This window comes from Microvirga brassicacearum (assembly GCF_008757455.1).
GTDB classification, from domain to species: Bacteria; Pseudomonadota; Alphaproteobacteria; order Rhizobiales; family Beijerinckiaceae; genus Microvirga; species Microvirga brassicacearum.
Window position 1 is genome coordinate 179903 of record NZ_VCMV01000014.1, and the last position, 22149, is coordinate 202051.

The 22149-nt window shown below is 61.4% G+C and carries 21 protein-coding genes; 11 read left to right on the forward strand and 10 right to left on the reverse strand.

Annotated elements, in window-relative coordinates; all coding sequences use genetic code 11:
• Positions 1-126: 126 nt before the first annotated feature.
• The 3 genes from FEZ63_RS11570 to FEZ63_RS11580 all read right to left on the reverse strand — a co-directional run bounded on the left by FEZ63_RS11570 (position 127) and on the right by FEZ63_RS11580 (position 2986).
• Positions 127-1374, reverse strand: coding sequence for an extracellular solute-binding protein (locus FEZ63_RS11570; protein WP_150944503.1), 1248 nt, complete (start codon positions 1372-1374; stop codon positions 127-129).
• Between the two features lie 75 nt (positions 1375-1449).
• A complete protein-coding gene (locus FEZ63_RS11575) occupies positions 1450-2316 on the reverse strand; it encodes a hypothetical protein (protein ID WP_150944505.1) in 867 nt (288 codons plus the stop codon).
• Between the two features lie 109 nt (positions 2317-2425).
• Positions 2426-2986 carry a TIGR00645 family protein gene (locus tag FEZ63_RS11580; protein WP_150944507.1) on the reverse strand — a complete coding sequence of 187 codons (561 nt, stop codon included), beginning with the start codon at positions 2984-2986 and terminating at the stop codon, positions 2426-2428.
• Between the two features lie 236 nt (positions 2987-3222).
• Between FEZ63_RS11580 and FEZ63_RS11585 the strand changes: the two genes are divergently transcribed.
• The 4 genes from FEZ63_RS11585 (at position 3223) to FEZ63_RS11600 (ending at position 7478) form a co-directional block, all read left to right on the forward strand.
• The gene (locus FEZ63_RS11585) at positions 3223-4158 is read left to right on the forward strand and encodes a dihydrodipicolinate synthase family protein (RefSeq protein WP_150944509.1); all 936 of its coding nucleotides are present in this window, start codon (positions 3223-3225) and stop codon (positions 4156-4158) included.
• Between the two features lie 220 nt (positions 4159-4378).
• Complete coding sequence (locus tag FEZ63_RS11590; protein ID WP_244622759.1) at positions 4379-4732, forward strand: MarR family winged helix-turn-helix transcriptional regulator; 354 nt, start codon at positions 4379-4381, stop codon at positions 4730-4732.
• A gap of 95 nt (positions 4733-4827) precedes the next feature.
• Positions 4828-6396, forward strand: a complete 1569-nt coding sequence (locus tag FEZ63_RS11595) for an MFS transporter (RefSeq protein WP_150944639.1) — start codon at positions 4828-4830, stop codon at positions 6394-6396.
• A 17-nt stretch (positions 6397-6413) separates the two neighbouring features.
• A complete protein-coding gene (locus FEZ63_RS11600; protein WP_150944512.1) occupies positions 6414-7478 on the forward strand; it encodes an HlyD family secretion protein in 1065 nt (354 codons plus the stop codon).
• 67 nt (positions 7479-7545) lie between these two features.
• On the opposite strand, the gene FEZ63_RS11605 is transcribed toward FEZ63_RS11600, so the two are convergent.
• The 7 genes from FEZ63_RS11605 to FEZ63_RS11635 form a co-directional block, all read right to left on the reverse strand.
• Positions 7546-7779 carry a hypothetical protein gene (locus tag FEZ63_RS11605; protein ID WP_150944514.1) on the reverse strand — a complete coding sequence of 78 codons (234 nt, stop codon included), beginning with the start codon at positions 7777-7779 and terminating at the stop codon, positions 7546-7548.
• A 66-nt stretch (positions 7780-7845) separates the two neighbouring features.
• Positions 7846-8595, reverse strand: a complete 750-nt coding sequence (locus tag FEZ63_RS11610; protein WP_150944516.1) for a proteasome-type protease — start codon at positions 8593-8595, stop codon at positions 7846-7848.
• A 50-nt stretch (positions 8596-8645) separates the two neighbouring features.
• Positions 8646-9467 (reverse strand): transglutaminase family protein, encoded by an 822-nt coding sequence (locus FEZ63_RS11615; RefSeq protein WP_150944518.1) that lies wholly within the window; start codon positions 9465-9467, stop codon positions 8646-8648.
• A gap of 3 nt (positions 9468-9470) precedes the next feature.
• Positions 9471-10415: an alpha-E domain-containing protein gene (locus FEZ63_RS11620; protein WP_150944520.1), complete on the reverse strand. Its 945-nt coding sequence runs from the start codon at positions 10413-10415 to the stop codon at positions 9471-9473.
• 25 nt (positions 10416-10440) lie between these two features.
• The gene (locus tag FEZ63_RS11625) at positions 10441-11838 is read right to left on the reverse strand and encodes a circularly permuted type 2 ATP-grasp protein (RefSeq protein WP_150944641.1); all 1398 of its coding nucleotides are present in this window, start codon (positions 11836-11838) and stop codon (positions 10441-10443) included.
• A 208-nt stretch (positions 11839-12046) separates the two neighbouring features.
• Positions 12047-12445, reverse strand: coding sequence for a DUF930 domain-containing protein (locus tag FEZ63_RS11630; protein WP_201274150.1), 399 nt, complete (start codon positions 12443-12445; stop codon positions 12047-12049).
• A gap of 103 nt (positions 12446-12548) precedes the next feature.
• Positions 12549-13472, reverse strand: coding sequence for a LysR family transcriptional regulator (locus FEZ63_RS11635; RefSeq protein ID WP_150944522.1), 924 nt, complete (start codon positions 13470-13472; stop codon positions 12549-12551).
• A gap of 140 nt (positions 13473-13612) precedes the next feature.
• Between FEZ63_RS11635 and FEZ63_RS11640 the strand changes: the two genes are divergently transcribed.
• From FEZ63_RS11640 to FEZ63_RS11670, 7 genes are all read left to right on the forward strand, one after another.
• On the forward strand, positions 13613-15583 hold the full coding sequence (locus FEZ63_RS11640) for an AMP-binding protein (RefSeq protein ID WP_150944523.1): 1971 nt from the start codon (positions 13613-13615) through the stop codon (positions 15581-15583).
• Positions 15580-16380 carry an ABC transporter ATP-binding protein gene (locus tag FEZ63_RS11645; protein WP_150944526.1) on the forward strand — a complete coding sequence of 267 codons (801 nt, stop codon included), beginning with the start codon at positions 15580-15582 and terminating at the stop codon, positions 16378-16380. The genes FEZ63_RS11640 and FEZ63_RS11645 overlap by 4 nt, the downstream gene beginning before the upstream one ends.
• 9 nt (positions 16381-16389) lie before the next feature.
• The gene (locus FEZ63_RS11650; RefSeq protein WP_201274154.1) at positions 16390-17346 is read left to right on the forward strand and encodes a branched-chain amino acid ABC transporter permease; all 957 of its coding nucleotides are present in this window, start codon (positions 16390-16392) and stop codon (positions 17344-17346) included.
• 10 nt (positions 17347-17356) lie between these two features.
• On the forward strand, positions 17357-18442 hold the full coding sequence (locus FEZ63_RS11655) for a branched-chain amino acid ABC transporter permease (RefSeq protein WP_150944528.1): 1086 nt from the start codon (positions 17357-17359) through the stop codon (positions 18440-18442).
• Positions 18443-18506: 64 nt separating this feature from the next.
• Positions 18507-19826 carry an ABC transporter substrate-binding protein gene (locus FEZ63_RS11660; protein WP_150944530.1) on the forward strand — a complete coding sequence of 440 codons (1320 nt, stop codon included), beginning with the start codon at positions 18507-18509 and terminating at the stop codon, positions 19824-19826.
• 73 nt (positions 19827-19899) lie between these two features.
• The gene (locus FEZ63_RS11665) at positions 19900-20742 is read left to right on the forward strand and encodes an ABC transporter ATP-binding protein (protein WP_150944531.1); all 843 of its coding nucleotides are present in this window, start codon (positions 19900-19902) and stop codon (positions 20740-20742) included.
• A 31-nt stretch (positions 20743-20773) separates the two neighbouring features.
• Positions 20774-22003 carry a phenylacetate--CoA ligase family protein gene (locus FEZ63_RS11670; protein ID WP_150944533.1) on the forward strand — a complete coding sequence of 410 codons (1230 nt, stop codon included), beginning with the start codon at positions 20774-20776 and terminating at the stop codon, positions 22001-22003.
• Positions 22004-22149: the final 146 nt, after the last annotated feature.

A 22149-nucleotide genomic window follows, 5' to 3' on the forward strand; every position in this document is an offset into this window, starting at 1 on the left:
GATCCGGCGGAGGGCACCGGTTCGACGTAGAAACGGCAAAACAATCCTTCCGAGCGGGCTTGAGTTTCGATGAAACGAACCAGCACGAAGAAAGGCGGCGAGCCCATGCCCGCCGCCTCAAGGATGTTACTTCTGGAACGGCTTGTAGTAGGTCGCGATACCCTTGTTGATCTCGGCCGCGGCCTGCTCCGGCGTCTGCTGTCCGGCGAGCATTTTCTGCACATTCGACTGCAGCAGAACCGATCCGCTCGGCTCCTGATAACGGAAGCGCACGAGCATGAGATAGGACATCGAGTTGTCGGCCAGCTTCGCCACTTCCTGGGTCAGCGGATCCTCGATCTTGATGCCCTTGATCGGCGACAGATTCTTGAGCGCGTTCGTGAAGGCAGTGCCGTATTCGGGCGTTGCAAGGAAGCGCACGAATTTGAGCGCCGCGTCCGTCTTGTCCGACTTGGCGTTGACCGCGTATCCGCCATCGTAATAGCGCGCGATCAGCCGCTCATCGCCCGGCTTTGCCACCGGCGAAGCGAAGACGCCGAGATCGAGAGCGGGGTTTTGCGCCTTGAAGTTCGCGACCTCGAAGGACCCGCCCGCAAACATCGCCGCGCGACCTGCCGCAAAGAGTTGCTGCGAAGACGCATAATCGACGCCGATGAAATTCGGCGCGAAGTACTGGCTGATGTCCTTGAGCTTCGAGAGAGCGTTGACATAACGCGGATCGGTGAAATTCGCCTTGCCCGACGCGATGTCCTCCTCGAACTGTTTGCCGAGCATCGACGAGAGCAGGGCCGCCACAATCGTCTCGTTCTGCCACGCGGTCGCGGTGCCGTTGGCAAACGGCGTGACGTTCTTCGCCTTCAGCGCCGCACTCAGCGCGATCAATTCATCCCAGGTCTGTGGCGGCTTGACGCCCGCGTCAGCGAAGATCTTCTTGTTGTAGATGACCAACATGGTTTGCGTCGCAAACGGCACCGCATAGACCTTGCCGTCGGAGCGCAAAGTCTCTGCCGCGAGCGCCGGCTCCGGGAAATTTGCAAGCTCAGGCACAGTCTGCTTGTCGAGCGCCAGCAGGTAGCCCGGCGCCGCGATCGTCTCGAGATTTCCATAGGCACGAGCCTGGATGACGTCCGGGCCACGGCCGGCAGCGAGCGCGGTGGACAGGATGGTCTGGTAGTTTTCAGGTGCGTAGGTTTCGAACTTTACCGAAATCTCCGGCTCTTTCTCCTGAAACTTCTTGATGATTTCGTTGTAGAAAGCCTTGTCTTCCTGCCGCCAACTCCAGAAGGTCAGCTCGGTCTTGGCCATCGCGGCACCGGCCGAGAGAAGATAGCCGCCCATGGCGACGCCCATCATCATTCGTCTTGTCAATTTCATCGTCAGCTCCCTCATTGTTGCAGTCTCCTCCGTCACACCGCCAGCCGGTCTTTGCCTTGCTGTCCGGAATTCAATTTACGCTTCCACTTCGAGCACCAGAACCGTGGCGTCATCGTGCGTTTTAACACGCGGAAAGTTGGCCGCCATGCTGTCCCGGCGCTCGAGATCTCGCAACTCTGCCATCAGGCTGGCTCCCCTGCCCTCCGCGAGGGCGGCATACAGGTCGGCATCCGTATAGGCGCCGAACACATCGGTGAGCCGCATGAATCCGTCGGTGGCGAGAACAACGGGCTGGCCGGGTTTGATCCTCGCCTCAAAGGTCAGTTCGCGCCCCGCCCAGGGTCGTTGGGGCTGGACCACCCAATATCCGTCCGGGCGATTGAGCTGCCGGCGATTTTCAAGAATTTGCAGCCTGACCGCCTCCGGCAGGAGCCCCGGTTCCGACCGGCCTGAGAGGTCCAGAGAGGCCAATGTGCGTTTCTCGAATGGCTTTGCCCGCTCGTCGGTCCAGCGGACGATGCCGCCTGCCGTCGGCACGAGGGCCACCACGTCGCCAAGCAAAGCCCCATGAAGAAGGAGCCCTTCGCTATCGGCCAGGAGCGCGAGCAGCCCGAGGCAGGCCGCCGGGCCTGGATCGGCGTCCGGGATCGCCGGCGCGAGGCCTTGAAAAGCGGCCGCCACCGCCGATTCGAGTGTCGCCAGGACCGCGCCGATGGAGGTTCCTGCAACCGTCAGTCGGCTGAGGCTCGCGCCGATAGTGTTGGCAAGCCATGCGGCATCGCTAGGCCCCGGGGTTGCTTTCCCGCCGGAAACCCCCGTCGCGCCATCGACGATCCACCCATACCCTGCATGCAGACCACACAGATCCTCGTTGACACGGGATCCGGGGTCCGACTGCCGGTAAAGGGACCGGAAGTGCCTATGAGGACCAGTTTCGCTCACGCTTAACTGGTCTCATATTGGTCGCACGCTGTCCATAGTGGTCTTAGGTGCTTTTCAACACCATTCAGATGCCGCTCGCGCCAAATCAGCCCAGAAAGCGCCCCTTCGCCTAGTGCTCTTTGTCGACGACTGCGGACATCCGATCGACGAAAGCAATGCCCAGAGCGGAAAGGATGAAGACGGTATGGATGACGGTCTGCAGGATGACCCCCGTTTCCGTGTAATTGGTTTTGCCCGCCATTCCGATATTTCCCGCCTCGATGAAGGTCCGGAGCAGGTGGATCGACGAGATGCCGATGATGGCCATCGCCAGCTTGATCTTCAGTACGCTGGCGTTCACGTGGCCAAGCCATTCCGGCTGATCCGGATGTCCGTGGAGCTGCAGTCGCGACACGAACGTCTCGTAGCCGCCGATGATGACCATCATGAGCAGGTTCGAGATCATCACGACGTCGATCAGGCCCAGGACCAGCAGCATGATCTGCTGCTCGGAAAAATTCGCCGCGTGCGTCACGAGGTGCCAGAGTTCCTTCAGGAACAAGAACACATAGACGCCTTGCGCCACTATAAGGCCGAGATAAAGCGGCAACTGAAGCCAGCGCGAGCTGAAGATGAGCGCAGGCAGCGGCCTCAAGGGTGACGCCATAGGGGGTTTGCGGAGTTGCGACATGTGAGGTTTTCCAGCGAGAACGGCTGAGACAGCCGGACAATAAGGACTGCCCCTACACGCCTTTTGGCCGATGGTGAAGCAACGTCGATTCAACCACCCGCTGCAACTCGCTCCGCGCCGTTATCTTTATTATCCTCCCATACGGTGCCTGAGCGCATGATCGAGGCGGCAAGCAGCCCTTTTTCTGGCGAGCCAAACATGTCATGTGCTCCCAGATTCAAACCGTGAGAAAACGAATGCCGCTGAGCCAGACCTCCGAGGGCGTCTACGCCATTGCTCCGACGCCGTTTCATGAAGACGGCCGCATCGACGACGTGTCGCTTGACCGGATGACGGATTTCTACGCCGAGGCAGGCTGCACCGGCATCACGGTGCTCGGCATCATGGGCGAAGCGCCCAAGCTCGAGGCACAGGAAGGCTTGAGCATCGCGACGCGGATGATCAGGCGGGCGAAATCGCTCCCGATCGTGGTGGGCGTTTCGGCGCCCGGTTTCGCGGCGATGCGCGCCCTCACCCATCAGGTCATGAACGAGGGGGCGGCCGGGGTGATGATCGCTCCGCCCCCGCATCTGCGCACCGACGATCAGATCGTGGGATATTTCCGGCAGGCGATCGAGGCGATCGGCGCAGACGTGCCCTGGGTCCTGCAGGATTATCCGCTGACCTTGAGTGTGGTCATGACGCCCGGCGTCATCCGCCGCATCGTGGAGGAGATTCCGTCCTGCGTGATGCTCAAGCATGAGGACTGGCCCGGACTCGAGAAAATCTCGGCCCTGCGCAAATTTCAGCGTGAAGGAACGATGCGCCCTCTCTCGATCTTGACCGGCAACGGGGCTTTGTTCCTCGATTTCGAGATGGAACGTGGGGCTGACGGCGCCATGACTGGCTATGCCTTCCCCGATATGCTGGCCGATGTGGTCAGGCTCTCGAAAGCCGGTGACCGGGATGCCGCTCACGATCTCTTCGACGCCCACCTGCCGCTGATTCGCTATGAACAACAGCAGGGCGTCGGGCTCGCGATCCGCAAGTACGTCATGAAACGGCGCGGGATCCTGGCAAGCGACGCCCAGCGGGCTCCAAATATCGGCCTCACATCGAAAGCGATCGAGGAGGTCGAATACCTCCTGTCCCGCGTCGGACGCATCGACAGGCGCGCCCTCCTCGCAGCATGACGCCTAGGAATTAGACGGCGAGGCCACACCTATGACGCCTCGTCTAAGGGGATAAGAACCTGAGCCTTGCGCATCGCGTGGCCAACCCTTATATCGCCGATATGGTTAGGATGCTACATATATGTCAGCTATAGATATGCTCCCATCAGATCTACGGACCCTCTTCTCCGACGAATTGTCGATCGTGAGCCGAAAGATCAGGACGTTGTTCGACGCACGTGTGAAGCGCATCGGGCTCACGCTCGCCCGGGCCCGGCTTCTCCGGCACGTGTCGCAGGTCGACGGCATGACTCAGACCGAACTGGCCGAGATGCTGGAGGTCGAGAGCCCGACGCTCGTGAGACTGCTCGACGGACTGGAAAAGCAGGACCTGATCAAACGCTGCCCGGTCGAGGGCGACCGCCGGGCAAAACACATCCTCCTCACCGAGAACGGCCTTGCCCAGGCGGCCGCGGTCGCGCGCATCGCGGAGGAAGTGCGCGCGGAGATCCTTGACGATGTTTCCGAAGCCGACCTGACCTCCGCCATCCGGGTGTTTCGTCACATCGGCAAAAACATCGAAGCGACCCGATAGGACGCTCCGTGTCCAACCCAGAACAACGCGACCCGGCGAGCGCCACAGTTGGAAGCGCGGTTCCCGCTCCGCAAACATCCGCGCTGCCGCCTTCCATGTCGTTGCTGCGCGTCTCCAGCTACGTCCTCGCGGCAGTGCTTCTTGCCCTGACCCAGGGCCTTGGCATGAACCTCATCTCGGCGAACCTGCCGCAGATCCAGGGGGGTCTCGGCGCGACGTCGACGGAAGCCACATGGCTCATCGCGGTCTACATGGCGCCCAATGTCAGCCTCTCTCTTATGCTGATCAAGATCCGCACCCAATTCGGCCTTCGCAACTTCGCCGAACTCAGCATTCTGGCGTTCGTTGTGGTCTCGTTGATGCATCTGTTCGTCGACGATCTGCAATCGGCCATCATCGTGCGCTTCTTCAGCGGCGTCGCGGCGGCTCCGCTTTCGTCGCTCGCCTTCCTCTATATGCTGGAACCCTTTCCGCCTGCGAAGAAGCTCAATCTCGGGCTTTGCCTCGCGCTGACCAATATCTCGCTCGGCGCGCCGATCGCCCGGCTGATCTCGCCGGCTCTTCTCGATATCGGGCAATGGCACGGCCTTTATCTCATGGAACTCGCGATCGCCCTCATGGCGTTCGCAACCGTGTACCTGCTGCCCCTGTCGCCGCAGCCACGCGCAAAAGTGATCCACTGGCTCGACATCGTGAGCTACATTTTCATCGCGGTCGGGTTCGGCCTCATTGCCATGGTGCTGGTTCTGGGCCGCGTTTATTGGTGGATCGAAGCACCCTGGCTCGGTGTCATGCTGGCGGTCGCGATCGCGTCGGTCACATGCGCCGTCATCATCGAGCTCAACCGGCAAAGCCCGCTCGTCGACATTCGTTGGCTGACAAGCCGTGAGGTTCTTCACTTCACCGGTGCGCTTCTGGTCTTCCGGGTCGTCCTGTCGGAGCAGACGAGCGGCGCCTACGCGTTCTTCCAGGTCCTGGGGTTGCAGAATGCGCAGACGGCCACCCTCTCCTGGGTGATCCTGGGAGCGACGTTGGCCGGCGGATCGATCTGCGCGGCCGTACTGAAACCAGGGCGCGAGCCCGCAATCCACATGATGGCTCTGTCGCTTTTGATCGCCGGCGCCTATCTCGACAGCCATGCGACCAACCTGACACGACCGGTTCAGATGTATGGCAGCCAGGCCATGATCGCCTGCGCGGGCGCATTGTTCCTGCCGCCCGCGATGGCGTCGGGCTTGATGTCGGCCCTGAAGAAAGGTCCGAACTACATCCTCAGCTTCATCATCGTATTCCTGACGACGCAAAGCATCGGCGGCGTTCTCGGCTCCGCTGTCGTCGGCACGTTCGTAACGTGGCGTGAGAAGGTCCATTCGCACGCTCTCGTGGAGCATATTGCGCTCACCAATCCGATTGTCGCAAAACAGATCGGCCAACTTGCCGGCGTCTTTGCCCGCGTTCACACCGACCTCGCCATGCACAACGCCGAGGGTATCGCCCTTCTCGGCCAACAGGCCACACGCGAGGCCTACGTCCTGGCCTACAACGACGCCTTTCTCCTCATCGCCGTGCTGAGCGCCTTCGCCCTGGCTGCTCTCGTCATCCATGTGTCGGTGGTCGCAATCGGGCGGCGTATGTCGGCCGTTTCTCAACCCGCGTTCTCGTAAGTTCGAAGTCAAACATCATGATCGCCAAGTTCTTCAAATCAACCACCACCCTCCTTGCCTGCCTCGTCGGCCTCGCGGGCGTTTTTCTTGTTCTCTATGCATGGCGCCTGCCACCATTCAGCAGCGCCATCGAGACGACGGACAACGCTTATGTGCGCGGGCAGGTCGTTGTCATCAGTCCGCAACTCGCAGGCTACGTGGTCGAGGTGGCGGTCCAGGATTATCAGCCGGTCAAGGCGGGGCAAATGCTGGTTCGGATCGACGATCGGATTTTTGAACAACGACACCAGCAAGCCCGAGCAACTCTCGCGGCGCAACAGGCCGCCTTGGCAAATTCCGAACAGAAGCGCCGCTCGGACGAGGCCCGCATCAAATCCAGCCAGGCGCAGGTCGACAGCGCGCAAGCGGCTTTCACGGCGGCTGAAGCCAATTGGGGGCGCATCGAACCGCTTCTCCAGCGCGGCGTGACAACGCAAAGCCAGGCGGACCAAAGCCGATCCGCGCGCGATCAGGCGGCCGCGGCGTTGAGCCAGGCACAAGCGGCGCTGGAAGTGTCGCGGCAGGATCTGGCAGCGACGATCGTCAGCCGGCAATCGTTGGAAGCTGCCGTCGAAGGCGCCGAGGCGGCTGTTCACCTTGCCGAGATCGATCTGCAGAACACCCGCATCGTTGCGCCCGAGGACGGACGGCTCGGCGAAGTCGGCGCCCGGCTGGGGCAATACGTCTCGGCCGGCACGCAACTTCTTACAGTCGTGCCGAAGCGGTTCTGGGTCGTGGCAAATTTCAAGGAAACACAGCTCGCCGGCATGAAGGTGGGTCAGCCGGCGACATTTGCGGTCGACGCCTTGCCCGATGAGTCTTTGCGTGGGCATATCGAGCGCTTCTCGCCCGCAACCGGATCGGAATTCAGTGTGCTGAAGGCCGACAACGCCACCGGCAACTTCACAAAAGTTGCGCAACGGCTTCCGGTGCGCATTGCCATTGATCCCGGTCAGGAACTGGCAAACCGCCTCGCGCCGGGAATGTCGGTGGTGGTCAGCATCGACACCACAGCCTCGGCGGAGCGCCCGGTCATGCAGTGACGGGAGTCCGTCTCTAGATCAGCATGATGTCGGCCGAAAGCCGTTGCACACTTTTCGGCATCATGCGCTAGGGTTTGACCCGCTGGAAGATGTAGTAGCCCTGCGCCTGGATCGCCTCTGCGATCTCGCGCTCTCCGAACCCCGCAGAGGCGAGCGCCCCGCGGTCCATTCTGCCTGCGAATTCCCAAACCGGCGCTTCAAGAAAAGGCGGCACCGGCCGCTCCTCGGGCACAGCGCAGCGGATATCCGGTTCATCACGACGGCAGAAGATGTTGAAGCCTTGCGAACTCTCGTCACTCATAGGCGGAGGCTCCCTGCGCGAGCCTTGCTGACGCATCGTAAAGTGGCGGGTTCAGCGATCAGGGTTTTAAAACCCCTCGTCCGCATAGGGCGGGCGCGGGATTGCCTGATGGGCGGCCCTGAGGGCGGAAGACCAGCGATCGCGAAGGTCACGGAAATAGGGCTCGTCCTCTTCGATGCGGTAGCGGATGCCGGCTCGCAGCGCATCCCGTTTGGCGACCACGATGTCGATCGGCAGCCCCACCCCCAGATTGGATTTCAACGTCGAGTCCATGGAGATAAGCCCAAGCTTTAGCGCCTCCACGATCGCGGTGTCGTGCGCAATGGCACGGTCCAGGATCGGCTTGCCGTATTTTGGCTCGCCGATCTGCAGAAACGGCGTGTCGTCGGTCGCCTCGATGGCGTTGCCGGCAGCGTAGATCTGAAACAGCCTCATGTCGCCGCCGAGGATCTGACCACCCAACAGGAGAGTCACGTCGAACGACATATTCCGCATTTCCATGTCGGCACCGTCCGCCGCATAGACTTGGCGGATCGCTCGCCCGACGAGACGGGAGGCTTTCACCATGGTGGGAACGGTGAAAAGCGTCTCCAACTCACCGGTCTGGGGATCCTCGATCCCCTCGGAAAGCAGGGACAGAACCGATTGGCTGATCGAGAGATTTCCCGCGGTAGCGAGCGTGATCATCCTCTCGCCGGGGACCTCGAACAGATGCAATTTGCGGAAAATCGCAATGTTATCGACGCCCGCATTGGTCCGTGTGTCGGCGATCATGACGAGGCCTTCCCGGACGAGAATGCCGACGCAATAAGTCATGGGTGTGGCTCCGGGAGATCGTTGGACGGGTTGCCGTTGGGGCATCATCATCACTGTGCTTGCGACTGGCCAGCGCTTTCAATCCGCAAGGAGACATCGAGCGCTTCACGGGAGACCCCGTAATAGCTGCCTCGGACCGGAGCCGCATCAAGATAATCGAGCCCGGTAGCCAGACGGACGTAATGGCCTGTCGCACAAACGCCGTTCGTCGCGTCGAAGCTGACCCAGCCCAAATCGGCCACAAAGACCTCGGCCCAGGCATGGCCCGCGTCCTGCTCGCTCTCCTCCTCCTTGTGCAGGTAGCCCGATACGTAGCGCGCCGGCATGCCGAGGCAGCGCGCGGCTGTGATGAAAATATGCGTAAAATCCTGGCAGACGCCATGCCCTGCGGCAAAAGCCTCGCCGGCTGATGTGGTCGACGTGGTCGCTTCGGTGTCGAAACGCAGCCGCTCCCGCATCGCCCCCATCAGCATGTGCGCCCGGTCGAGTGGCGCCGCGATGTGGCCAGCCGACGCCTCGGTGAAGTCCCGAATCGCCGGGTCGATCTGCGTCAACGGCGTGCCGCGGAGGTAGAATGCCTCCGGAAAGCGCTCCGGAGCGCCGCGAATGATCCCGTCAACCTCAGTCGTTTCCACCTCGCCCCTGACCTTCAGCCCGATATGCTTGATCGGCCCCGCCACATAGAGGCTGTGCATGACGTTGCCGTACCAATCCTCTCGCCGGATGAGCCGTGCGTCGCAATCGGTATCGATGCTCCAGGAGATGACCCTCTGACCCTCATGGCCGCGTGGCGTCAGGCGCAGGAGTTGCATGGCCGCATGGACGGGCTCGCTGTAGCTGTAGGTCGTGTCATGGGCGATCCGGATACGCATCGGTCAACACAGATACTGGTTTGTGATGGATTGTCCGAGCCGGTTGTTCTCGGCAAGAAACTCCTGCAGGAACTCGTGCAATCCAACCTGAAAGATGTCGTCGATCGTGCGGTTGGTGAGGCGCGCGTGGGCCGCGCGAGCAAGCCTCTGCGCGGATCCCGTCGTGCCGTAGCGGTGGGCAATATCATCCAGGTGACTGGACAGGGCAGCATAGCAAGCGGCGAGCGACCGCGGCATTTCCTGTCGCAGAATGAGCAAGTCCGCGACGAGCCATGGCCGAAGATTCTGGTGATAGACCCACTGGTAGCTGACGAGTGCCGAGACGGAGCGCAAGATCGCCGCCCAATGATAATAGTCGATGCCGCCACCTACCTCCGCATCCTGCGGGAGAAGCACGTGGTACTTGACGTCGAGCACACGCGCCGTGTTGTCGGCCCGCTCCACGTAGACCCCGAGACGGGAGAACCAGTAGGCATCGTTGCGCAACATCGTCCGCATGGCCGAGCCGTCATAGCGCAGAGAAGCTTCCTTCACGAGGTTCAGAAACCGCGGCAGATCCTGAACGCTGATTTTGCGCACGCTGAGGTGGCGCAAATCGAGCCATGCCGAATTGATCGCCTCCCACATCTCCGACGTTAGCGCACTGCGAACCGATCTCGCATTCTGGCGCGCGGTGTCGAAGCAACATTGGATGCTGGATGGGTTTGCCTCCGAGAATGCCAGGAACTCGATGACGTTTGCGGGTGTGACCTCGTCGTATACCTGCCTGAATTCTTCCAGCGCACCGGCCGTGACGAGCGCCGACTCCCACTCGTTGCTGTCGACGCCATTATAGGAAAGCGGCATCGAGGCCATGCGGTAGGCGACATCGAGCACGCGCGCCAGGTTTTCGGCACGTTCCACGTACCGCGAAAGCCAGTAGAGACTGTCCGCATCCCGACTCAGCACGACAATGCTCCCGATTGGCCGCCGCTCATTCGCTCAACACCCACGTATCCTTGGTTCCGCCGCCCTGGCTCGAATTGACCACCAGCGATCCCGATTTCAACGCGACACGGGTCAGCCCACCCGGCACGATCCGGACGCCGTCGCGACCCGTCAGCACGAACGGCCGCAGGTCCACGTGGCGCGGCGCGAGACCGCTCTCCGTGAAGATCGGACTGGTGGACAGAGCGAGCGTTGGCTGCGCCACATAGTTGTCGGGATTGGCACGGATCAGATTGCGGAATTGATCGCACATCTCCGTCGTCGAATGCGGGCCCACGAGCATCCCATAGCCGCCCGATCCGTTGACCTGCTTGACGACGAGCTCATGCAGGTTGTCCATCACGTAGGACATCGCCTCGCGTTCGCGGCAGCGCCATGTCGGAACGTTTTTCAGGATCGCTTCTTCGCCCATATAGAAGCGCACGATATCGGGCACGTAGCTGTAGATCGCCTTGTCGTCGGCGACCCCTGTGCCGGGTGCGTTGGCGATGGTGACGTTGCCTGCTCGATACGCGGCGATCAGCCCCGGCACGCCGAGGGCAGAATCCGGGCGGAAGACAAGCGGGTCGAGAAAATCGTCATCGAGCCGACTATAGATCACATCGACTCGCTTCGGCCCCTCGGTCGTGCGCATGTAGACGATCTCGTCACGCACCACGAGATCGCGCCCCTCCACCAGCTCGACCCCCATGCGGTCGGCGAGAAAGCTGTGTTCGTAATAGGCGCTGTTATAGGAACCAGGGGTCAACAAAACGACGACCGGATCGGACGAGCCGCGTTCGGGCACGACCGACTTCAGGGTGCCGAGAAGTTCGTCCACATAGTTCTCGATCGGGCGGATGCGCTGCATCGCCATGAGATCGGGAAACAACCGCAGCATGACCTCGCGGTTCTCCAGCATATAGGAGACACCGGAGGGGGTGCGAAGATTGTCCTCCAGAACATAAAAATCCTTGTCGTCGACCCGCACCACATCGATCCCGGCGACCTGTACGTAAACCCCGCCGCTGACCGAAAGCCCGTTCATCTGAGGCCGATAATGCGGGTTCTGGAAGATCAACTCGGGCGGGATGATCCCGGCGCGCAGAATCTCGCGCGGACCGTATATGTCCTTGAGGAAGAGATTGAGCGCCCGCGCCCTCTGCTCCAGCCCGCGCGACAGGTGCGCCCATTCCTGTCCCGACATGATGCGGGGGATGATGTCGAAGGGGATCAGACGCTCTTCGGCCTCGGCGTTGCCATAGACCGCGAAGGTGATGCCGACCTTGCGAAACAGAAGCTCCGCCTCGTCGCGACGGTGTTCGAGGAGTTGAGAGGGGGCCGAATTCAGCCAGCCCTCGAGCACACGATAGGCCTCGCGGGTTGGCCCGCCGTTGCCGTTCATCTCATCGAATATGGATCGCGACGTCACCGTGTGGGCGTTCTCCCCGCGCAGCCCCGACGACTGGCTGCCTTGCAGGGTAGAGGCACAAATCGCACGAGCACAAGGGAAATTCAGCGTACCGCAACGGCAGCATCTGATCAGAAATTCGCCATCTGACGTTCAAACAGGCGGCCAGCGCGCCTTAGCGCAAGCCGCGGTCGCCGCGTCCTCATTTCCACAAGCCGTAATCTTCCCACTGAGCTTCAGGGATCTCATCGCCCACGACGAAGTCCACAGAGACAGCCGAGCGTTGATCCTCGGTGAGCGTGCATTCGAATTGCAGCTGGTACCAATGGCCTTTGTGGCGGAACGCTCCGCCGGTTCCGGCCACGACGTTATTGTCGATCTCGGGCGCCTCGATCGCGTCCACAACGACGCGGTTGACCGCCTTGTACGCGCGCTCGCGCCGCAATTCCTCGCCGGCTTTGATGCCGCAGATCTCCATCATCCGCGTGACCGGCTCCAGCCGGTCGAGGGATTTCTCCATGCGATGGCTGGCGGGTTGGGCAGGGACGATCGTGAGGGCAAGGAAAAACGGGACGGCCAGCAGCCGATACGCACGAGACAAGATTTCGCTCCGTCATGAATGGTGGAAACCGTCCGGTTTATCCGCAACCGTGGCCATATCATGGCCAATCGATTTGTTTGGGCGACAGCAACACCGCCGCGGGTCAATCACCCTCCGGGATCTCGGTCGCCTCGGGTGCGATGCCGGTTGCCAGCTTGACCATCTCGAGCAGTTTCTTGCCCAGGGGCCCAGGCGGCTGGTCGATATGCCACATGGCCCCGAACGTCCAGCGTGCATCGATCCGCAGATCGCTGCAATCGAGCCGCACGACCCGCCCGCAGGCGAGGTCTTCGGCAAAAAAGGCTTCGGTGCCGAAGCTCCACCCCACGCCCGAGAGGATGAGCTCGCGCAGAATGAGGAGATCGCTCACGGTCCAGACATCGGTGCCGAAGACGCGGCTCATGCGTTCCGTATCGACGCTGGGCGAGCCGACATAATAGAGCTGCCTGTGCCGGGACAATTCCGCGAGCTTGAACGGCTCCCGCAGTTTCGCCAGCGGGTGGTGCGGAACGGCCACGAGAATAAGCTCGATCGCAGCGAGTGCCTGCCTTTCCACGTCGGCGGGGACATCACGGATGGGCGCCAGACACAGATCGAGAGCGCCGGATTTCAGGTCGTCCCAGAGGCGATTCAGCGAACTTGCGAAAATCTGCACCTGCACATGAGGATGTTCCGCCCCGAAGGCATTGAGCGCCGTGAGCAGAGGCGCAAAGGGGAACAACACGTCCATGGCGAGCCGAATGCGATTTTCCTCGCCGCGCTCCAGGGCCTTGGAATGGGCGGAAAACCGGCGGGCGCCCTCGACCGCCGCCTGCGCTTCACGAAACAGCGCCCGGCCGTTCGGTGTCAGGCTCGGCCGGGAAACGCCCCGCGTGAGCAGTTGAAGCCCGCAGGATTCTTCAAGGCGCGTCACCGAATAGCTGACCGTCGAGACAGCTCGGCCCAAGCGGCGCGCCGCCTCCGAGAAGCTTGAAGTCTCCGCAACAGCGATAAATGCCGTCAGATGGTCGATCAGATTAGGGTGCATTCGAATGTCTCGAACGAAATCTTCGATCTTTTCGCACTTTACTGAAAGAAAGCAGGCCTGTTAAGTTTTTTTACAAGAGCCCTAAGGGCCAAGCGCTTTCTGACGAATAGTCGGTGCAGTGCGACCATGGAGGAAGCTGGATGGCGGTTACCGCCCGCGAAGACACTTTCCCGAAGCTCATTGCGCTGAACGCGCAAATTCGGCCCGCGCGCACTGCCTTTCGACATAAAGATTTCGGTATCTGGCAAAGCTGGAACTGGCACGACGTCCACGAGAACGTCCGTGCCTTCGCGGCCGGTCTTCAGACCCTGGGCCTCAAGCGCGGCGACAAACTGGCGATCCTGGGTTCCAATCGCCCCCGCCTCTACTGGTCGATGGCCGCAGCCCAATGGCTCGGGGCGATTCCCATTCCGGTTTATTCAGATTCGGTCGCGGAAGAGATCGCCTATGTGCTGGCCCACGCGGAGGTGACACATGCCGTCGTGCAGGATCAGGAACAGGTCGACAAGCTGCTGTCGGTCATCGATCAATTGCCCACCCTCGTCCACATCCTTTACGACAAGGAGCGCGGATTGCGGGACTACGACCACACGCGCCTGCATGCGATCGACAGCCTGATCGAGCAAGGCCGCGAGCTTTGCCGGCAGGATGCCACGAGTTCGGCGATCGAGCACGAACTTCAATCGGGCAGCGGCGCCGACCTTGCCATCATTCTCTATACGTCGGGCACGACGGGGCGTCCGAAGGGCGTGATGCTCACGCATGACAACGTCGTCAAGGCAGCCGAGATCGGCTGCAGCTTCGACAAGCTGACCGACAACGACGAGATCCTCGCATATCTTCCCATCGCCTGGGTGGGCGATCACATCTTCTCCTATGCGCAAGGCATTCTCGCGGGCTTCTGCGTCAATTGCCCGGAAAGCCCGGAGACCGTGGTCGAAGACCGGCGCGAGATTGGCAGCACTTACGTGTTCGCGCCGCCGCGGATTTTCGAGAATCTCCTGACCCTCACGATGGTGCGGATGGAGGATGCGAGTCCTCTCAAGCGAAAGATGTTCAGGTATTTCCTCGATCTTGCAAACCGGGTCGGCGAGAAGATCCTCAATGGCGACGCCGACGTCTCGGCTCTTGATCGAATCCTCTACGGGCTCGGCAATGCGCTGGTTTATGCGCCGCTTCGCAACCGCTTCGGGTTTACCAAGATCAAGGTCGGCTACACGGCGGGCGAGGCGATCGGGCCGGAGCTTTTCCGGTTCTACCGTTCGATCGGCGTCAACCTGAAACAACTCTACGGTCAGACCGAGGCCGCCGTGTACGTCACCATGCACCCCGATGGCGAGATCCGTGCGGATACGGTCGGCCGGCCAGCGCCGCAGATCGAAATCCGCATCGATGAAAACGGCGAAGTTCTCTATCGCTCACCCGGCGTCTTCGTGGGCTACTACAAGGATGACGAAAAAACCGCCGCGACCAAGACCAGCGACGGCTTCGTGCGGTCGGGCGACGCCGGATTCTTCGAACCTGGTGGTCACCTCAAGATCATCGACCGTGCCAAGGATGTCGGGCGATTGACGGACGGCTCGCTCTTCCCGCCGAAATACATCGAGAACAAGCTGAAATTCTACGCGAACATCAAGGAGGCGGTGGCCTTCGGCGATCACCGCAACGCCGTCACCTGCTTCATCAATATCGACCTTGTTGCCGTCGGCAATTGGGCGGAGCGGCACAACATCACCTATGCGTCCTACCAGGAACTCGCAGGTCACCCGCTCGTCTACGATATGATCGCGCGGCATGTGGATGAGGTGAACCGTTCGCTCAGCATGGAGCCGGGGATGGGCGGCGCGCAGATTCAGCGATTCCTCATTCTGCACAAGGAACTCGATGCGGATGACGGCGAACTGACCCGAACCCAGAAAGTGCGGCGGGGCTTTATCGCCGAGCGTTATGCCCCGCTCATCGTCGCGCTCTACGACGGCACGCGCGAGACGGACGTTTCGACGGAAGTCACGTTCGAAGACGGCCGCAAGGGCACCATCTCGGCTCACGTTCATATCCGCGACATGAAGATCTACCCGGTGACCCCGACCCCGCTGGAGAATGCAGCGTGAGGCCCTTTGAGAATCCCGTCATCCCCCAGCGCGAGACCTTGCTCGCCGTCGAGAACGTGTCGCTGGCATTCGGGGGCGTGAAGGCACTGACGGATGTATCGTTCGACATTCGCAAGGGTGAGATCAGGGCGATTATCGGCCCGAACGGCGCGGGCAAGACGTCGATGCTGAATTGCATCAACGGGTTCTATCATCCGACGCACGGAAGCATCACCTTCAAGGGTGAGAAACGCCGCCGCATGCGCCCTTCGGCGGCCGCCCGCGGCGGTATCGCGCGGACGTTCCAGAACGTCGCATTGTTCAAGGGCATGTCGACCCTCGACAACATCATGACCGGGCGCAGCCTGAAAATGCACAAGGGCTTTTTCTGGCAGATGCTTCGCTACGGGCCGGCCCTGAAGGAGGAAGCCGGGCATCGGCGCGTGGTTGAGGACATCATCGACTTTCTCGAAATCCAGCACATCAGGCGAACGCCGGTAGGCAAGCTTCCCTACGGTTTGCAAAAGCGCGTCGAACTCGGCCGCGCGCTGGCGATGGAACCCGAACTCCTCCTTCTCGATGAGCCCATGGCGGGGATGAACCTCGAGGAGAAGGAGGACATGAGTCGGTTCATCCTCGACGTCAACCAGCATTTCGGCACGACCATCGCGCTGATCGAACACGACATGGGCGTCGTGATGGACTTGTCGGATCGCGTGGTCGTCCTCGAATACGGTCGCAAGATTGCCGACGGAACGCCGCAAGAGGTGAAGCGCGACGAGAAGGTCGTCGCGGCCTATCTCGGCGTGGCGCATTAGGGGGCGATGATGGATATGCTCTACAACGTCCTCATCGATCCTTTCGTCATGATGGGTTCGGCACCCGACCTTCTCATCCAGACCCTGTGGGAGGGGCTTGTCGCCGGCGTGCTCTACGCCCTGATCGCGCTCGGTTTCGTGCTGATCTTCAAGGCGTCCGGCGTCTTCAATTTCGCACAAGGCATCATGGTGGTGTTCGCGGCGTTGACGCTCGTCGGGCTGCATGAGATGGGCGTCCCGGCCCTGCTCGCGCTGATCCTCACCATCGGCGTGATGTTCATTCTTGCCGTGACGGTCGAGCGGGTCGTGCTTCGCCCCCTCGTCAACCAACCCGACATCATCCTCTTCATGGCAACGTTCGGCCTCACCTATTTCCTGATCGGGTTCGGCGAACTGATCTTTGGCGGCAATCCGAAGCAGATGATCGCCCAGGAACTCTACCTGCCGCAGGGGTCGACAGATCTCGACCTGTTCGGCGGCCTGGTGCGCTTCCAGCATATCGACATCGCAGCCGCGGTGATCGCCTCGCTCATCATCGCGGTGCTGGCGGTGTTCTTTTCCAAGACCCGGATCGGCCGCGCCTTGCGGGCGGTCGCCGACAGCCACAAAGCCGCGCTGTCGGTGGGCATTTCGCTCGGCCAGATCTGGGTCATCGTGTGGTTTGCAGCCGGCATCGTCGCGCTGGTCGCCGGCATCATGTGGGGCGCGCGATCGGACGTGTCTTTCGCGCTGCAGATCGTCGCGCTGAAGGCGCTGCCGGTTCTGATCCTCGGCGGATTCACGTCGATTCCCGGCGCCATCGTCGGCGGTCTGATCATCGGCGTGAGCGAGAAGCTGGGCGAATTCTACTGGGGCGGGCTCGTCGGCGGCGGCATCGAGACGTGGCTTGCCTACATCATTGCCCTGCTCTTCCTGCTTTACAGGCCGCAAGGTCTGTTCGGCGAGCGCATCATCGAGCGGATCTGACGGAGAGACCATGTTTTACCGCGAGGCCGGCCAGTTCAAGACGACTTACGCGGCCGATATGGCGATCTTCCCGCTGCGGGAGGATCGCATCGGCCTCGCGGTCATCATCGTCTGTGCCTACGCACTCGTCTTCACCGGCAACAGCTTCCTGCTCCAGGCGGTGATGATCCCGTTCCTGGTGTTCTCGCTCGCCGCCATCGGCCTTAACCTGCTCACCGGATATACGGGACTCCTGTCTCTCGGCACCGGCGCCTTCATGGGTGTCGGCGCCTATGCGTGCTACAAGCTGACGACCGCCTTTCCGGGCCTGAACATTATCATCTGCATCCTCGCATCGGGCCTGTTCTCGGCGGCGATCGGTGTGCTGTTCGGGCTTCCGTCGCTGCGCATCAAGGGCTTCTATCTCGCCGTCGCGACGCTCGCCGCGCAGTTCTTTTTGCAATGGTGCTTCATTCGCGTGCCGTGGCTGGTCAACTACAACGTCTCGGGCGCGATCGAGGCGCCGCTGCGCACTTTGTTCGGCGTCCCGATCGTCGGCGCGACGGCGACGCCGGAGACGCGTTATCTGGTGGTCCTGACGCTTGTGATCGGGCTCACCTGGGTGGCCTCCAATATCGTCCATGGCCGCATCGGCCGGGCATGGATGGCGGTTCGCGACATGGATATCGCCGCAGAACTGATCGGCATCCGCCTGCTGCGCACCAAGCTGTTGGCTTTTGCCGTCTCGTCTTATTATTGTGGCGTCGCCGGCGCGCTTCTGGTCTTTCTCTGGTATGGCGGCGCCGAATACGATGTCTTCAACATCAACCAGTCGTTCTTCATCCTGTTCATGGTGATCATCGGAGGATTGGGCAGCCTCATCGGCTCGTTCATGGGGGCGGCGCTCATCTTCATCCTGCCGATCATTCTCGGCATGGTGATGCCCGCGATCCTCAGCCCCTTCGGAATAGGCATCACCGCTGCCACGGTCGAGCATTTGCGCTTCATGATCGTCGGCGCGCTCATCATTTTCTTCCTGATCGTCGAACCGCACGGCCTGGCGCGGCTCTGGCAGATCGGAAAGCAGAAGCTTCGTGTCTGGCCGTTCCCCTATTGAGCGCCGGACGATGAAGACAACAAACCGGCACGGAGAAGCCGGACACATCACGGAGGAGACTGCCATGTCGAAGATGAAGTCGTTTGCCGTCGGGGCGATCGTCTGCGCGCCGATGTTATCGGCGCCAGCATTCGCCCAGGATTCGATCTACGTTCCGCTCCTGACCTACCGCACCGGCGCCTTCGCCGGATCCGGCATTCACATTGCGGATGGAATGCGCGACTACCTGACCATGCTCAACGAGCGCGATGGCGGAATTGGCGGCGTGAAGCTGGTGCTCGAGGAATGCGAGACCGGCTACGACACCAAGAAGGGCATCGAGTGCTACGAGGCGGTGAAATCGAAGAATCCCGTGGTCATGAATCCGTGGTCGACGGGCATCACGCTGCCACTGATCCCGCGAGCCGCGGTCGACAAGATCCCGATCCTCTCCATGGCTTACGGATTGTCGGCCTCTGCGGATGGACAGACGTTTCCATGGGTGTTCAATCCGCCCGCGACCTATTGGGACGGCCTCTCGCAGATCATCAGCTATCTCGGCACGAAAGAAGGAGGCCTGGACAAGCTGAAAGGCAAAAAGATCGGCTATATCTTCCTTGACGCCGGTTACGGGCGCGAGCCGATCCCGCTTCTCGAGCAACTGGCCAAGGATTATGGCTTCGAGGTGAAGTTCTACCCGATTGCCGCTCAGGACATGCAGAACCAGTCGTCGCAATGGCTGAATGTCCGTCGCGACAAGCCTGATTACATGGTGCTGTGGGGCTGGGGCGCCATGAACGGCGCCGCCGTCAAGGAAGCGGCGCGGACCGGTTATCCGATGGACAAGTTCTACTCCGTCTGGTGGCCCGGCGACGACGATCTGCGCGCCACGGGCGAGCCGGCGAAGGGCTTCAAGAGCCTCAACTGGCACTCGGCCGACGGCAACTACAAGGCACTGGCCGACATCAAGAAGCACGTGGTCGACAAGAAACTTAGCCAGGCCAATCCCGACAAGGTCGGCGAGGTCCTCTACAACCGCGGCGTCTACAATTCGATGTTGATCGCCGAAGGCATCCGCAATGCCCAGAAGGTCTCCGGCAAGAAGGTCGTGACCGGTGAGGACGTCCGTCGCGGGCTCGAAACGATGGACATCAACGCCGATCGCCTGAAGGAGATGGGAATGGAGGGCTTCGCCCAACCCATCAAGCTCACTTGCGCGGACCATAACGGTCACCTCGCGACCTTCATGCAGGAATGGGACGGCAAGAAGTTCGTGAAAATTTCCGAACCGATTCCGCCGATGGTCGACAAGGTGAAACCCCTTCTCGACAGCGCCGCCAAGGATTATGCCGAGAAGAATGCCGGCTGGCCCAAGCGCAGCGAGGCTTGCGACAAGGCCTCCTGAACCGCCGTCCGTCGCGCGGCGGCCGATCGCCGCGCGACACCCAAAGTTCCTGAAGTCGAGACTCGAGGCCGAGATGTCGCAAGCCATCCCCACACCCGCAGGCGTTCCCGCGCCGGACGCCGTTCTCGTGGTCAACAATATCGAGGTGATCTACGACCACGTGATCCTCGTCTTGAAGGGCGTGTCTCTGAGCGTTCCACAAGGCGGCATCGTGGCACTCCTGGGAGCGAACGGTGCCGGCAAGACGACGACCCTGAAAGCCATATCGAACCTGCTCCACGCGGAGCGCGGCGAAGTGACGAAGGGCTCCGTGGTTTTCGAGGGCCAGCGGATCGACAAGCTGTCGCCCAACCAGGTAGTGCGGCGCGGCTGCATCCAGGTTCTCGAAGGCCGGCATTGCTTTGGTCACCTGACCATCGAGGAAAACCTTCTGACCGGCGCCTTCACGCGGCGCGACGGCAATGCCGCCATCAAGGCCGATCTCGAAGCGATCTACGATTACTTCCCGCGCCTCCGGCAGCGACGACATTCCATGTCGGGCTACACCTCGGGAGGCGAACAGCAGATGTGCGCCATCGGCCGGGCGATGATGAGCCGCCCAACGATGATCCTGCTCGACGAACCCTCCATGGGACTTGCTCCGCAGGTGGTCGAAGAGATTTTCGAGATCGTGCAGAAACTGAACGTCACGCAGGGCGTCAGCTTCTTGCTCGCCGAGCAGAACACCAACATGGCGCTGAAATACGCCACCTATGGCTACATCCTCGAAACCGGACGCGTGGTGATGGATGGTCCGGCCGTGGGACTGCGCGAAAACGAGGACGTGAAGGAGTTCTACCTCGGGGTCGCCGACGGATCGCAGAAGAGCTTCCGCAATGTGAAAAGCTACAAGCGCCGTAAGCGCTGGTTGGCCTGAAGTCTCTGCAAAACCCAGGAATGTTTGAGCGATGACGCAGTACTTCGACGCCCTCGACACACGCCCACCGGGCGAGCGCGAACGCGATCTCTTTCGTCGCCTGCCGGCAGTGGTCGCCGCCGCGATGAGATCCGAGACTTACGCGGAACGCTTCGGCGCCATCGATCCATCGGCGATCGCGACGCGCGACGCTTTGAGCACGCTTCCGGTGCTGCGCAAATCCGACCTGCCGGACCTCCAGCGGAAGCGGCCGCCGTTTGGTGGGCTGTCGTCGCAACATCCGGGACGCTTTGCGCGGCTCTTCACGTCGCCTGGTCCGATCTATGAGGCGCAAGGCCTGTCCGCCGACGTCTGGGGTGTCGCCCGGCCGATGCACGCCATGGGCTTTCGCGCCGGCGAGATCATGCTCAACACCTTCAGCTATCATCTCGTCCCCGCAGGCTTCATCATGGATGCCGGCGCGCGGGAGCTCGGATGCGCCGTTATTCCGGCGGGGCCGGGCAACACGCAACAACAGCTGGATCTGATCGCCGCCTTTCGTCCCACGATCTATTGCGGGACGCCTGATTTCCTCAAGATCATCCTGGACGCGCCGACTTCCGGACGGGACGTCTCATCGATCGAGCGGGCTTTGGTCTCGGGAGCCGCTTTCCCAAAAAACCTGCAGGACGACATTGCGCGGCGGGGAATCGAGGCGTTTCAGGCCTATGCGACGGCCGATATCGGCATCATCGCCTATGAGACGCCCGCGCGGGACGGGATGATCGTGAATGAGAACATCATCGTCGAGATCGTGCGCCCCGGAACCGGGGATCCTGTCGCGGAGGGCGAGGTCGGCGAGATCGTCGTCACGACACTCGACGAAACCTATCCGCTAATCCGCTTTGCGCTTGGCGACCTGACGGCGGCCATTCCGGGGATCAGCGCCTGCGGACGCACGAACATGCGGATCAAAGGTTGGATGGGCCGGGCCGATCAGACCACCAAAGTCAAAGGCATGTTCGTGCGCCCCGAGCAGATCGACAGCATCGGCAAGCGCCATCCGGAACTGCTAAAACTTCGCCTCGTGGTGACGCGGAGCCACGATGCCGACGCGATGACGCTTGCGTGCGAAGCCGATAGGCCCGAGGAGGACCTCGCGCCGAGGATCGCCGAAACCCTGCAGATGGTCACGAAGCTGCGGGGCGCGGTTGAGATCGTTCCGCCCGGGAGCCTTCCAAACGACGGCAAGGTCATTGCCGACGAGCGCACGCTGACCTGAAGCCATCAGGGAACGCCGCTCCACGCGGCCCCGTTTTGGGGCACCTGCCTGGCCCACGTGCCGGCCTAAGACTTCTGAATTCAGCGGTTGTACAGCGAGAATACCAGTTAAACGATATAACTTAGCTTAAAAAATTGGCTGGATAG

Bases quoted from the DNA above. Each gene is read 5' to 3' on its own strand.
- FEZ63_RS11610 (WP_150944516.1), bottom strand. From the start codon at position 8,595: ATGACTTATTGCGTCGGCATTCTCGTCCGGGAAGGCCTCGTCATGATC.
- FEZ63_RS11655 (WP_150944528.1), top strand. From the start codon at position 17,357: ATGTTTTACCGCGAGGCCGGCCAGTTCAAGACGACTTACGCGGCCGAT.
- FEZ63_RS11570 (WP_150944503.1), bottom strand. From the start codon at position 1,374: ATGAAATTGACAAGACGAATGATGATGGGCGTCGCCATGGGCGGCTAT.
- FEZ63_RS11615 (WP_150944518.1), bottom strand. From the start codon at position 9,467: ATGCGTATCCGGATCGCCCATGACACGACCTACAGCTACAGCGAGCCC.
- FEZ63_RS11670 (WP_150944533.1), top strand. From the start codon at position 20,774: ATGACGCAGTACTTCGACGCCCTCGACACACGCCCACCGGGCGAGCGC.
- FEZ63_RS11660 (WP_150944530.1), top strand. From the start codon at position 18,507: ATGTCGAAGATGAAGTCGTTTGCCGTCGGGGCGATCGTCTGCGCGCCG.
- FEZ63_RS11580 (WP_150944507.1), bottom strand. From the start codon at position 2,986: ATGTCGCAACTCCGCAAACCCCCTATGGCGTCACCCTTGAGGCCGCTG.
- FEZ63_RS11595 (WP_150944639.1), top strand. From the start codon at position 4,828: ATGTCGTTGCTGCGCGTCTCCAGCTACGTCCTCGCGGCAGTGCTTCTT.
- FEZ63_RS11640 (WP_150944523.1), top strand. From the start codon at position 13,613: ATGGCGGTTACCGCCCGCGAAGACACTTTCCCGAAGCTCATTGCGCTG.
- FEZ63_RS11635 (WP_150944522.1), bottom strand. From the start codon at position 13,472: ATGCACCCTAATCTGATCGACCATCTGACGGCATTTATCGCTGTTGCG.
- FEZ63_RS11665 (WP_150944531.1), top strand. From the start codon at position 19,900: ATGTCGCAAGCCATCCCCACACCCGCAGGCGTTCCCGCGCCGGACGCC.
- FEZ63_RS11650 (WP_201274154.1), top strand. From the start codon at position 16,390: ATGGATATGCTCTACAACGTCCTCATCGATCCTTTCGTCATGATGGGT.
- FEZ63_RS11625 (WP_150944641.1), bottom strand. From the start codon at position 11,838: ATGAACGGCAACGGCGGGCCAACCCGCGAGGCCTATCGTGTGCTCGAG.
- FEZ63_RS11600 (WP_150944512.1), top strand. From the start codon at position 6,414: ATGATCGCCAAGTTCTTCAAATCAACCACCACCCTCCTTGCCTGCCTC.
- FEZ63_RS11585 (WP_150944509.1), top strand. From the start codon at position 3,223: ATGCCGCTGAGCCAGACCTCCGAGGGCGTCTACGCCATTGCTCCGACG.
- FEZ63_RS11605 (WP_150944514.1), bottom strand. From the start codon at position 7,779: ATGAGTGACGAGAGTTCGCAAGGCTTCAACATCTTCTGCCGTCGTGAT.